Below are 12,826 nucleotides of genomic sequence, written 5' to 3' on the forward strand. Positions count from 1 at the left end.
CGCCGCTAGCGATTGATTGAAATTCTGTATGCCAGCTCGTGGGTATCGCCCGGCTGCATTGAATAAATAACCCATTGAATGAAGTTAATGTCCTCTGGATCGAAATCAGCATCGGCCGGAAAGTAGGTTTTACCATCGCGGGAAACCCGGTACTGGCCGTCTTCTTCATTCGTTCTTATTGAATCAAGCAGTAGTTGCACCGGGCCTTCCGGTACTAAGTTGACCAGTTCAATATCGGTTAAAACGCTATCGCTTTTGTTCTCGGCGCTAATCACCAGCTCTATTAAATCGCCCGGCTTTGCCTCGGTAATTTGTTTTCTCTGATAAATGTTGCTTTCCGGGTCGAAGGTCAGCTTGTAAAAGGTTTCGTTAACCTCAACAACGTTAACCTTTACTGCGGACTGGGTGATGCCGGTAATTGGGGTGGTTTGCGGTTCTGCTTGTGGTGTTATCTCGGGCTCTGCAGAGGGCAGATAATCGGCCGTAGGGTCTGTTGGGCTGGCGGTGTTGCTGGTTTCAGCAGGTTGCGCGCTCACTGAGCCCATGTTTTCAGTGCTGGTTGTTGTGCTAGCAGGGGTAGTCGTCTCGTTCACTGCCGCTTCCTGCAGGGTTTCTGTAACTTGGGGGGCAGCGGTATTGGTTTCGGCGAAGCTAATGGTTGCTGTCAGTAAAACAGGTATTGCCAGTTTCGTTGCTGCTTTCATGAATGCCGATCCCTGATGGTTGCTTATTGTTTTGAGTTTAATTGAACAATAATAAAAGCCCAAGCACCAGCAGCGATAACTGCTGGTGAGATCGCAGGTCTTAGATGCTTTCTGGCTTGGCCTGTTCAGCCAATAGGCTGATGAGTTGAGTCAGCGTATCACACATCAGCAGGGCGTCACCGCGCGGGTCTTCAGAATCGTGAGCCTGTTCAATAAGGGTGTCCTGATACTTGATCCGCTTCACCTGGAATTTTTCGTTGATAACGAACTGGCACTGGTCTTCCAGGTTCATCGCCATTTGGCAGATGCGCATGCCGGCTTCCAGTGAAAGCTTGATCTCCGGAGCGTTCAAATCCAGGTTCTTGTAGCGGGCTTTCACGGTCGGGTCCTGCAGCAGTGTCAGCTCTAAGTCTGCCTCCAACTCGGTATTTGCCGGGCGGGTTTCGGGTTCCAGATACCAGCTGGTCAGGATGTTAGCGCCGGCTGCACTGGCGCCTAAAGGAATAATGCCCAGGCTGCCAAGTGCTTCGCGTAGCGCGGAAGTAAATTCATCGGCTGTTTTTTCGCTGGCAGAATTTACCACCATCCAGCCGTTGCGCGGGTCAATCCAGGCACTGATCTGTTTGGTTTTGTGGAAGGCCTTGGGTAGCAATTCAGCCCGGATACCTTCTTTTATTTGCTCGCGCTCCTTTTTCACCGGCCGGCGGCCTTCATCCTGTTCAATCTGGTCAAGCTTTTCGTTCAGGTAGTCGTTAACAACGCTGGCCGGCAGGATTTTTTCCTGAATCTGAGCGGAGATAAACAGCTTGCCGGATACGCTTTCAACCAGCAGGTTGCTGTCTTTAAAGCAGGGGATCCAGCCAAAGGTCGATTCCTGCAACGAGGACAGTGGGCTAAAGGTGTTTGCGCTCAGTTTCTCTTCCATGAACTCAGCGCTATGGGGAAACTGTTCGTTGAAAGTGTATACTTGGATGTTCTTAAACCACATTGCTATTTTTACTCGTTACCCTGAAATTCGAACGCGGCATTGTACCCCAACAAAGACAAATTGCATGGCAAAACTTCTCACTCCGGATACTTCGATTCTTATGTTTTTTAAAAACAACATGGCGGCCGTTTGGTTGTTGTGCCTGTCGCTGCTGACATTGATCGCCAGCTGGTCTCCGGTGGTTGCTGCAGGCTCTTTTGACGCGTCACTCACCGCTGCAGGGCAGTGGTGGCGGCCGTTCTCGGCCTGGGTCTGTCAGCTCAATTTTGCTCACTGGGCGATCAATCAGTGGGGCTTGGTGGTGATGGCCTTTCTGTTGCCCAAGAGGCTGCCGTGGTTAAAAGTCATGGGGTTTGCCTGGGTCTGGTTTGCTGCCAGCCTGATGTTGCTGCAATCTGAGTATGCGGCCTATGTCGGGCTTTCCGGCCTGCTGTATGGTTGGCTTGTACTGGCTGCTTATTACTCGCCTTACTATTCCAACCTGATGAAGGGCGCTTTTATTGCCGTTATCTCGGTTAAAGTCCTGCTCGAAAACGGCTTGCTGTTTGGCTTTCTCTGGCAAAGTGACATGCTCGAAACTCTGCTCAATGCCCCGGTGGCGCATCAGTCGCACCTGTGGGGGTTGATCTCCGGTTTGGTCTTCATCGCCGCGGTTCAGTTGTTGCAACTGCTCAGGCGTTAGCCTGTTCAATCAGTTGGCAGAATACCCTGGCACCATTGCTCAGCGTTCTTTGTTTGTGCGTGATTATCCCCAGGTTTCTGTTTAATTCCACGCGGTCTACGTTCAGCTGAACCAGTTGTGAGTTGATCATGGTTTCTGGTAGCAGGCTCCAGCCCAGGCCGTTACTGACCAGTGATTGAATTGTCTCCAGGTAGTTCACATGAATAACGCGCTTCAGCGGTATGTGGTGCTTGTGAAAGGTCTGCTCAATAATCTTGTAGGTAGTTGTGCCCGGTTCCGGCAGGATGGCATTGGAAAAGGTCAGTTCATTCAGGCGAATGCTCTTGCGTTGTGCGAGCGGGTGGTCGTGCGAAACCACAAATTGCAGGTTGTCTTTCCAGATCACCTGGGCTGCCAGTTCTTTCGGCAGTGGCGACGGAATGGTTGTTAGCACCAATTCAATCTTGCGTTGCAACAGGCTGGCAATGGCCTGTTCTGATTCCATGAATTTCAAATCCAGCTTTGCCAATGGGTTTTGATTGGCAAATTCACGCAGCAGTGGCCCCAGGTAGTGCAGGCCGATGTGGTGACTGCTCGCCAGGCTAAGAGAGCGCACGTCCTTTTCATTCAGCTGGCTGACGCTGCTTTGTACCTCGCGCATATCGTGAATCAGGTTCTGTGCTTTTTCCTGCAGTAGTTTTCCGGCCTCTGTCAGGGTGACCTCGCGGCCTATCCGGTCAAACAGTGATGCATTCAGTAGCGCCTCCAGATTGGCAATGCGTTTGGAGATGGCCGGCTGAGTCAAAAACAGCTTTTCACCGGCAGCGCTGAACGAGCCCAATTCAGCGACGGCCATAAAGGTTTCCAGGCTTTGCAGATCCATATGTATTCCTTTTTGGAATGGAAATTATAAAAATAATAAATTTGTATTATCTGGCTGTCTAATTAAAATGCGTCAGACAAGAAAATCACAGGAAGAGAGCGATTCGAATGGCTAAAACGCTTTATGACAAACTCTGGGATATGCACGTCGTATCTGAAAGAGAAGATGGGACTGCGTTAATTTATATTGACCGTCAGATTCTGCACGAAGTTACCTCGCCTCAGGCGTTTGAAGGCTTGCGTATCGCTGGCCGTAAGCCGTGGCGTCTGGATACCAATATTGCAACGCCGGACCACAACGTGCCGACCACAGCAAAAGAACGCGCCTCTGGCATCGAGGGTATTGCCGACGAGACTTCTCGCATTCAGGTAAAAACCCTGGATGACAACTGTAACGAGTTCGGTGTGCGTGAGTTCAATATGGGCTCGGTTAACCAGGGCATTGTTCACGTTATGGGGCCGGAGCAGGGTGCGACCCTGCCGGGTATGACCATTGTTTGTGGCGATTCTCACACCTCTACTCACGGTGCGATGGGCTCGCTGGCCTTTGGTATCGGAACCTCTGAGGTTGAGCATGTGCTGGCAACCCAGTGCGTGATTCAGCGTAAGATGAAAAACATGCGTATTCGTGTTGAAGGCGAACTGCGTAAAGGTGTTACCGCTAAAGATATCGTGCTCTACATTATTGGTCAGATCGGCACCGCTGGCGGTACCGGTTATGCCGTTGAGTTTGCTGGCTCCGCCATTCAGTCACTGAGCATGGAAGGTCGTCTGACCGTCTGTAATATGTCGATCGAAGCCGGTGCGCGCGTTGGCTTGGTCGCGGTTGATGACACCACTATTAACTATTTTAAAGGTCGCTCGTTTGCGCCTAAGGGTGAAATGTGGGATCAGGCTGCCAGCGCCTGGAAAGAACTGGTCAGTGACGAAGACGCCGTATTTGATGAAGATATTCTGCTGAATGCGCAGGATATTTACCCGCAGGTCAGCTGGGGCACATCGCCGGAAATGGTCACCGACGTATATGGTCAGGCACCGGACCCGGCTTTGATTGAAGATGAAATTAAAAAGGCTGGTGTAGAGCGGGCGTTAGCCTATATGGGCTTGCAGCCAAACCAGAAAATCACCGATATCAAATTAGATAAGGTGTTTATCGGTTCCTGTACCAATGGTCGTATTGAAGACGTTCGCGCAGCAGCGGAAGTTGCCAAAGGTAAAAAGGTGGCTTCGACTGTGAATCAGGCTCTGGTCGTTCCCGGTAGTGGGCTGGTGAAAAAGCAGGCAGAAGAAGAAGGGTTAGATAAAATCCTGATCGAAGCCGGTTTTGAATGGCGTGAGCCTGGCTGTTCCATGTGTCTGGCGATGAATGCCGATAAGCTGGGGCAGGGTGAGCATTGCGCGTCCACCTCAAACCGCAATTTTGAAGGTCGCCAGGGCTTCGGTGGTCGTACCCACCTGGTAAGCCCGGCGATGGCCGCAGCGGCTGCTATTGCCGGTCATTTTGTAGACGTCAGCGAATAAGGAGGCTTATGAATGAAAGCATTAACTACGGTTAAAGGTATTGTTGCACCTCTGGATCGCTCAAATGTCGATACCGATATGATCATCCCCAAGCAGTTTCTGAAGTCGATTAAGCGCAGTGGCTTTGGGCCTAACCTGTTTGATGAATTGCGTTACCTGGATGAAGGTCGTCCGGGTATGGATAATTCCACACGGCCGCTGAATACCGACTTTGTTCTGAATCAGCCGCGTTATGTCGGTGCATCTATCTTGATGAGTCGCGCTAACTTTGGCTGTGGCTCCTCGCGCGAGCATGCGCCATGGGCACTGGAGGATTACGGATTCCGCGTCATTCTGGCCAGCAGTTTTGCCGATATTTTCTATAACAACTGCTTCAAGAATGGGATTTTGCCCATTGTTGTGAATGAACAGGTTCTTGATGGCTGGTTCAAAAACGTTGCTGGCAATGAAGGTTATGAGCTGACTGTTGATCTGCAGGCACAAACTATTACCGATGCTGAAGGGAACGAAGTTGCGTTCGAGGTCGACCCGTTCCGCAAACATTGCCTGTTGAATGGTTTGGATGATATTGGCTTAACCCTGCAGGAAGCCGATAAGATTAAAGAGTACGAATTAAAACGAGCTGAGATACACCCTTGGGTGTTCGGCCAGATTAAATAAGAGGTTTCACAGTGTCCCGTAAAGTATTGGTGTTGCCGGGTGACGGCATTGGTCCTGAAATTGTTGCGCAGGCTGAGCGCGTACTGAATGTTGTAAACGAAAAATTCGGCCTGGGTGTTGAAGTCGAGCAGGGCCTGGTAGGCGGTGCGGCGATTGATGTGCATGGCAAGCCGCTGCCGGAAGTTACGCTGGAGCAGGCAAAGGCGTGTGATGCTGTTCTGTTGGGCGCCGTAGGTGGCCCAAAGTGGGACGGCGTCGATATGGCCATTCGCCCGGAAAAGGGATTGTTGGGGTTGCGTTCTAACCTGAACCTGTTCGGTAACCTGCGCCCGGCCATTCTGTACCCGCAGCTGGCGGATGCAAGCTCGTTGAAGCCAGAGCTGGTTGCTGGTCTCGATTTGCTGATTGTGCGTGAATTGACCGGAGGCATCTACTTTGGTCAGCCGCGCGGTATTCGAACGCTGGAGAACGGTGAGCGCGAAGGCTACAACACCTATGTTTACTCAGAGTCTGAAGTGCGCCGTATCGGTCGTCAGGCATTTGAAGCTGCGCAGAAGCGCGGTGGTAAGCTGTGTTCTGTCGATAAGGCGAACGTGCTGGAAGCAACGGTGCTGTGGCGTGAAGTGATGAACGAACTGGCGAAAGACTACCCGGATGTAGAGCTGAGCCATATGTATGTTGATAACGCCGCTATGCAGCTGGTGCGTGCGCCTAAACAGTTCGATGTTATGGTGACCGGCAATATGTTTGGCGATATTTTGTCCGATTGCGCGGCAATGCTGACCGGTTCTATTGGTATGCTGCCTTCTGCATCATTGGATGAAAACGGCAAGGGCATGTATGAGCCTATCCACGGCAGTGCGCCGGATATCGCTGGCAAAGGTATTGCCAACCCGCTGGCAACCATTCTGTCTGTGGCAATGATGCTGCGCTATTCACTGAATGCTGCCGAGGCTGCACAGGCCATTGAAGATGCCGTGGGTGTCGTTCTTGATCAGGGGTATCGCACCGCAGATATTAATTCTGAAGGTATGAATCTGGTGAGTACCGAACAGATGGGCGACGCTGTTCTGGCTGCACTGTCTTAATTTTCGGGGGAAGAATTAAATGAGTATGAAAGTTGGTATTGTCGGCTGGCGGGGCATGGTTGGTTCTGTGCTAATGCAGCGTCTGCGTGAAGAAGGTGATTTTAATAATATTGATCCGGTGTTTTTTACTACCAGTCAGCATGGCCTGCCTGCACCGGATGTTGGCCAGGGTGCCTCAGTATTGCAGGATGCCGGTAATCTGGAAGCACTGGCCGCCTGTGATGTCATCCTGACCTGTCAGGGCGGTGACTATACCGCTGAGGTTTATCAGCCATTGCGTGACACTGGCTGGAACGGCTACTGGATTGATGCGGCTTCCTCGCTGCGCATGGCGGATGATTCCGTCATTGTGTTGGATCCGGTCAACCGCAAAAATATTGATGATGCAATTGATGCCGGTGTGAAAACCTTTGTCGGCGGTAACTGTACCGTCAGTCTGATGTTGCTGGGCCTGCATGGCCTGTTTAAGGAAGGCCTGGTTGAGTGGGCTTCGCCAATGACCTACCAGGCAGCTTCCGGTGCCGGTGCCCGCAACATGCGTGAACTGATCTCCCAGATGGGTGCGGTTCATTCTGCGGCCAAGGTATTGCTGGATGACCCAGCCAGTGCGATTCTGGAACTGGATAGAACAGTGGCGGATTACATTCGATCAGAAGATTACCCTTGTGATCAGTTTGGTGTGCCGTTGGCTGGCAGCCTGATACCGTGGATTGATAAGCCCATGGCATCCGGTCAGAGCAAGGAAGAATGGAAGGCGCAGGTAGAGGCTAACAAGATTCTGGGTGTCGACGGTCAGCCTATTCCTATCGATGGCCTGTGTGTTCGTGTTGGCGCTATGCGTTCGCACTCTCAGGCCATTACCCTGAAGCTGAAAAAAGACGTATCGGTTGACACTATCGGTCAAATGATTGCGAGCGCTAACGATTGGGTTCAGTTTGTTCCGAATGACCGACAGTTCTCAATGGAAAAGCTGACGCCGGCCGCTGTCACCGGAACCATGAATATCCCGGTAGGACGTATCCGAAAGCTGACCATGGGCTCTGAATTTATCAGTGCCTTTACGGTGGGTGACCAGCTGTTGTGGGGAGCCGCCGAGCCGCTTCGCAGAATGCTGGCTATTCTGAAAGGTGATTTGTAATTAAATAAGAATTTAATTTCATAAATAAAACGCCCTGTTAGTTTGACGCTAACGGGGCGTTTTTCTTTACATTTCATTAACTTGTCAATCATGCTTGTTTTTTTTGCAAAAGCTCTCTTCACTAAGAAGAGTAGAAGTAGTTCTTATAATGGCACTGTAAATGTGGGGTTGAGTTGCTAAAAGTCCTTTAATAAATAATACTTAGCCGCAGTTTTGAATGTTCTTTCTACATTCTGCGCGCGAACTAGACCGGTGGCATATTGAAATGTGAAGCAGCTCTCATTTCGTCATGTTTTTGGCTATTTAAAGAAAGATTCCTCTTCAATAAGCTGTAGAGTCAGAGTTGGGGAAAGGGAAAAGGATTATGGTAAAAAAACAAACGTTAGTAACACTGGTGGCTTTTATGTCACTTATCAGCTCAGCCTTTGGCTTGGGTTTAGGTGAGATAAAGGTCAATTCTAATCTGAATGACCCGTTAGCAGCTGAGATTCAGCTGATTCAACTCCAAGGCCTGAGCTCAACTGAAATTCTGCCAACTCTGGCATCCAATGATGACTTTAAAAGGGCAGGTATTGAGCGAACCTTCTTTCTCGCAAATATCCAGTTTTTGGTTCAGGAAGATAAAAGCGGAAATTTAACAATTGCGCTTTCGACTAAGCAGGCCGTTCGTGAGCCCTTCCTGAATTTCCTGGTAGAGGTGAACTGGCCTGGTGGTCGTTTACTTAAAGAATATACCATCCTGTTAGACCCTCCTGTATTTGATACTGGCCTGGCCGTCGATGCGCTGGTTGTTGAGCCCACTCAATCAATCGCTGCTGAAACTGACCTGGTAACAACGACTGTTGTTGACCAAAAGCCTGTTCAGGAATCAACAGTTGTTTCCCAGCCTGTCACTCGCCGTGATGATACTTTGCCTGCGGGTCAGTATCGTGTTCAGCGTAATGACACGCTTTGGGAGATCGCTCTGAAGGTTCCTGATGGCAGTGGCTATTCTCCACAACAGGTGATGCTGGCTATTCAGGATTTAAACCCTGAAGCATTTTTAAATAACAACATTAACCGCGTTAAAGCGGGTAGTGTTCTGAACCTTCCGAACGAAAGCCAAATTGCAGTGCGTAGCCTGCAGGAAGCGGTCGGTGAAGTTCAGGCGCAAAACAGCGGCTCCGCTCCGAAGTTAAGAAATCAGCAGGGCGAAGTTCAGCTTTCAGCGACAGAATCGACCGCCTCTGCGCTGCCGGGTGGCGATGCAGAAAAAGATCCGAACGGTTATCTGGAGCTTTCTGCGGATAGCGAATCTGAAACCACGTCTGCTTCCGGTGATGTTTCTGCGGATGTCGATCGCTTGCAGAATCAACTGGCTGCAGCGGAAGAGTTGAATGATCAGTACGTTCGGGAACGTGAAGAGCTTCAAACCCGGGTGAGCGAGTTGCAAGAGCAGATTGCTATTATGGAGCGTCTGATTGACGTTCAGAATAGTGACCTTGCCGAAGTGCAGCAGGCGTTCAGTCAAGATGAGCAGGCAGAGAGTGTTGAGCCAGCTCAAGCAGAGATGGCCGTTGACGCTGCTGAGCAAGCTGCAACTGAAGAAGTGGCTGCTGCGGATGTAAATGAGCAAATGGCGGGAACAGAAGAAGCCGTTGCTGATGTTGCAGGTGAGATGACTGAAACCGATGCGACTGCGACCGGTGCCGAAGCCGCTATGGCGGAAATGTCGGAAACTGCTGAAGAAGCGTCCGTTGAGCCTGTAGTAGAACAGCCTGTTCCACAGCCTCAACCAGCGCCTGTTGCTGATAAGCCAGCGGGTGTGATGGGTTATGTTCAGAAGTTCTCTGATTGGGTAACCGCTAGCGTAACCAATATGGCCATTCTGGGTGGTGGCTTCCTGCTTCTGATCTTATTGGCTCTTTATGCCCGTGGTAAGAAGTCCGCTAAAGAGGAAGAAGTAGCCAGCACCGCAGAAGAGTTGGTCTCAGATGACTTCAGCCTTGAAACTGAAGAAGACTTTGAGCAAGACCTGTTAGCTGAAGCTGATGAAGATTTTGAAGAGGAAATCTCTGAAGAGCCTGAAACGCTGGATGCCGTAGTTGAAGCTGAAATGTATATGGCTTACCAGAAGTATGACCAGGCAGAAGAAAAGCTGAAAGAAGCCTTTGCGGAATATCCGGATCGTGCAGATATCGGCCTGAAACTTTTGGAAGTCTATGCTGAAACCGGCGATGCAAATGCATTCAACGATTTAGAATCACGTCTTTCACTTTCAGTTGACGAACAGCAGGAAGTTGCCGGTCTGCGTAAAAAGCTGCCAGCAGGTTCGTTAGATGAGCTGGGCAGTGGTCTTGACTCTGACATGATGGCGGGAGATCTAAATCTGGATCTGGATGCCGACGGTCTGGACGAAGAGGTTTCTCTTGATACCACTATTCCTGATGAGCTTGATTTCAGCTCTGAGTTGGAAGAAGACGAGGGTGCTGAAGAAAACAGCGATTTGGATTTCACGTTAGATCTCGATTCCTTCGGTACGCTCGATGACGAAGCCGACACTGAAAACCTGGTTGATTTGGGCGCCGAGTCTGAGAAAAAGCCGGAAGTTGAAGAGCTCTCTACAGACCTTGACTTCGATCTGGACCTTGATGACCTGGACGACAGCGCTTTAACGTTTGATGAGCCAGAGGCAAACACAGAAGAAGAGATTTCTCTTGATGACGAGTTGGACCTTTCTGAAATTGCCTCTTTTGATGAGCCATCACCGGAATTGAATTCAGCCTCTGAAGAGCCGGAAGCAGGTGAAGCTTCAATTGATCTGGACCTTGAAGAAGATGCTTCTGGTCTGGCCTTCTCTCTCGATGAGGAGCCTGCTGAACTTTCAGAAGACCTGGGCTTCTCATTGGATCTGGATGAGGAGACTGATGAATTAACAGCGGCGGATGAGTTGGTTGAAATTGAACCTGAACTGCCGGTCGTTTCTGACGTTGAAGGTTCATTGATCGATAATGAAATAACGCTGGATATTGAAGAGCCTGAGCTCGAAGATGTTGCGGATTCAGAACTAGCAGAAAGCGGCACAAGCCTTGTTGAAGAAGGTCTGTCGCTGGCCAAAGAAGAACGTTCGTCTTCACTGGAAGAAGATGACACAGACTTTGCTTCTCTGGACTTCAGTGACGAGGCGTTAGATCTGGATCTTGATTTGTCTGACGAGATGACAGCAGATCCGCTGGCGCTCTCTGACGAAGAGGTCGATTTGGGCCTTGATTCAGAGGTGTCAGAATTTGATGCAGAAGCTGACGAAGACCCACTGCAGCAGTTGGCCGACTCGCTGGATAGCGGTGCAGAGTTGGATGATGACGACTTTGACTTCTTGTCCGGCTCTGATGAAGCCAGTACTAAGCTGGACTTGGCTCGTGCTTATATCGAAATGGATGATAAGGAAGGTGCCCGGGATATTCTCGAAGAGGTTCTGGATGAAGGAACCGATGAGCAGAAAGCTCAGGCGAATGCATTGATCGAGCAGTTGTAGTAATCCACTGCAGCTTCAGTAAAATTTCCAAAGCCGCCTGAGGGCGGCTTTTTCGTTGCAGATACAGATATTTATATGAGTGAAGTTTTTGAGTTTGAGCGTGATACCGACAGATACCGTCTGGCAATGGGGGTTGAATATCGGGGAACCGCTTACCGAGGTTGGCAAATACAGCGCTCTGGCGTTCCAACCATTCAGGCAGAATTAGAGGCGGCGGTGTCTGTCGTTGCTAACGAACCCGTCGCATCGATAGTTGCTGGCAGAACGGATGCCGGTGTTCACGCGACCAACCAGGTCGTGCATTTCGACACTCAAAGCGACCGCAGTGAATATGGCTGGAAGATGGGTATTAATGGTCGTTTACCGGACGATATCAGTATCCGCTGGGTTAAGTTGGTCGATACCGGGTTCCATGCCAGATTTTCGGCGAAAGAGCGGGCTTATCGATTTGTTATTCACAACAATTGGGTAAAGTCGGCATTACTTCATAGTCTAACGACTTGGGAGCGCTATGAGCTGGATGTCGATTTAATGCAGCAGGCTGCAGATTTGCTACTCGGTAAGCATGACTTCAGTTCGTTCCGTGCAGCTGAATGCCAGGCGCATTCGCCAGTGCGTACCTTGAAGGAACTTCAGGTCAGGCGATTCGGCGAGTTTGTTGTGCTTCAGGCACGGGCAGATGGGTTCTTGCATCATATGGTCAGAAACCTGGTTGGGGTATTACTGCCCATCGGCCGGGGTCGTAAGCCGGTTGAATGGGCCAGAGAAGTTCTTCAGTATCAGGACAGAACCAAGGGTGGTGTGACGGCTCAGGGTGACGGCCTTTACTTTATCAGGGCTCAGTATGAACGGGATGATCTGCCGGTTATGGATGCTGGCCCAGGGTTTATTCAGCCTTTAATTGATAATCTTCCAAATAATTTCAGTCGGGTGTAGGGCGATGTCTCAATACAGAACCAGAATTAAGATGTGCGGAATGACACGAGCTGAAGATATTGCAGCAGCTTGTGAAGCCGGGGCAGATTCCGTGGGTATGATTTTTTATCCGCCAAGTGGACGTTTCATTTCAATCGAAAAAGCCGCTGTCGTTAGTAAAGCCGCTACGCTGCAAGTCAATAAGGTTGCACTGTTTGTAAACCCTGATGCCGGCTATGTGCGTGAAGTGGTGGATGCCATTCAGGCAGATATCATCCAGTTTCATGGTGATGAGACTCCGGATTTCTGCCAGCAGTTCGGTAAGCGCTACATCAAGGCGTTCAGGGTTAAATCGGCTGACGATATACAGCGTCAGGTTGAGCCTCATATCGGCGCAGATGCCATCATGCTCGATGCCTATGTGAAGGGAGTACCCGGTGGTACCGGTCAGAGTTTTGACTGGGGGATGGTACCAGCAAACGTGCGTCACAGGCTTTTTTTGGCCGGTGGTTTAAATTGCTCGAATGTTGAGCAGGCAATTCGTCAGGTACGGCCCTATACTGTCGATGTTGCCGGTGGTATTGAATCTGCACCCGGAATTAAAGATGTCGATAAAATTAAGGCTTTTGCGCAGGCAGTGCGAAAAGCCGATAGCTCTTTCGTTGAAAATTCCTCATAAGTGTCTCCGTTGATCATTTATAAAATTTCAACAAAGAATGAGTGATAATAAGCATCATTACTTGCTATTAATGAAT

General features: G+C 50.1%; 11 protein-coding genes. 8 read left to right on the top strand and 3 right to left on the bottom strand.

Annotation, left to right across the window (positions count from 1 at the left end; all coding sequences use genetic code 11):
- Nucleotides 1-5 precede the first annotated feature (5 nt).
- Nucleotides 6-704, bottom strand: coding sequence for a hypothetical protein (locus BCF53_RS09040; RefSeq protein WP_132701404.1), 699 nt, complete (start codon nt 702-704; stop codon nt 6-8).
- A gap of 100 nt (nt 705-804) precedes the next feature.
- Nucleotides 805-1,692 carry a recombination-associated protein RdgC gene (locus BCF53_RS09045; protein ID WP_132701405.1) on the bottom strand — a complete coding sequence of 296 codons (888 nt, stop codon included), beginning with the start codon at nt 1,690-1,692 and terminating at the stop codon, nt 805-807.
- A 64-nt stretch (nt 1,693-1,756) separates the two neighbouring features.
- Here BCF53_RS09045 and BCF53_RS09050 point away from each other — a divergent pair, with 64 nt between their 5' ends.
- Nucleotides 1,757-2,374, top strand: coding sequence for a rhomboid family intramembrane serine protease (locus BCF53_RS09050; protein ID WP_165901865.1), 618 nt, complete (start codon nt 1,757-1,759; stop codon nt 2,372-2,374).
- Here the strand turns inward: BCF53_RS09050 and BCF53_RS09055 are convergent.
- Nucleotides 2,364-3,236 carry a LysR family transcriptional regulator gene (locus tag BCF53_RS09055; protein ID WP_132701407.1) on the bottom strand — a complete coding sequence of 291 codons (873 nt, stop codon included), beginning with the start codon at nt 3,234-3,236 and terminating at the stop codon, nt 2,364-2,366. The genes BCF53_RS09050 and BCF53_RS09055 overlap by 11 nt on opposite strands.
- 107 nt (nt 3,237-3,343) lie before the next feature.
- Here BCF53_RS09055 and leuC point away from each other — a divergent pair, with 107 nt between their 5' ends.
- The 7 genes from leuC to BCF53_RS09090 all read left to right on the top strand — a co-directional run bounded on the left by leuC (nt 3,344) and on the right by BCF53_RS09090 (nt 12,750).
- Nucleotides 3,344-4,756, top strand: coding sequence for a 3-isopropylmalate dehydratase large subunit (gene leuC, locus BCF53_RS09060; RefSeq protein WP_132701408.1), 1,413 nt, complete (start codon nt 3,344-3,346; stop codon nt 4,754-4,756).
- A 12-nt stretch (nt 4,757-4,768) separates the two neighbouring features.
- Nucleotides 4,769-5,416, top strand: coding sequence for a 3-isopropylmalate dehydratase small subunit (leuD, locus tag BCF53_RS09065; RefSeq protein ID WP_132701409.1), 648 nt, complete (start codon nt 4,769-4,771; stop codon nt 5,414-5,416).
- An 11-nt stretch (nt 5,417-5,427) separates the two neighbouring features.
- Nucleotides 5,428-6,504, top strand: coding sequence for a 3-isopropylmalate dehydrogenase (gene leuB, locus BCF53_RS09070; protein ID WP_132701410.1), 1,077 nt, complete (start codon nt 5,428-5,430; stop codon nt 6,502-6,504).
- 19 nt (nt 6,505-6,523) lie between these two features.
- Nucleotides 6,524-7,642: an aspartate-semialdehyde dehydrogenase gene (asd, locus tag BCF53_RS09075; RefSeq protein WP_132701411.1), complete on the top strand. Its 1,119-nt coding sequence runs from the start codon at nt 6,524-6,526 to the stop codon at nt 7,640-7,642.
- A 364-nt stretch (nt 7,643-8,006) separates the two neighbouring features.
- A complete protein-coding gene (locus BCF53_RS09080; protein ID WP_132701412.1) occupies nt 8,007-11,156 on the top strand; it encodes a motility hub landmark protein FimV in 3,150 nt (1,049 codons plus the stop codon).
- A 75-nt stretch (nt 11,157-11,231) separates the two neighbouring features.
- On the top strand, nt 11,232-12,092 hold the full coding sequence (gene truA / locus BCF53_RS09085) for a tRNA pseudouridine(38-40) synthase TruA (RefSeq protein WP_132701413.1): 861 nt from the start codon (nt 11,232-11,234) through the stop codon (nt 12,090-12,092).
- Nucleotides 12,093-12,096: 4 nt separating this feature from the next.
- Complete coding sequence (locus BCF53_RS09090) at nt 12,097-12,750, top strand: phosphoribosylanthranilate isomerase (protein ID WP_132701414.1); 654 nt, start codon at nt 12,097-12,099, stop codon at nt 12,748-12,750.
- The last annotated feature ends 76 nt before the right edge of the window (nt 12,751-12,826 follow it).

The organism is Reinekea marinisedimentorum (assembly GCF_004341165.1).
In the GTDB taxonomy this organism is placed as follows: Bacteria; Pseudomonadota; Gammaproteobacteria; order Pseudomonadales; family Natronospirillaceae; genus Reinekea; species Reinekea marinisedimentorum.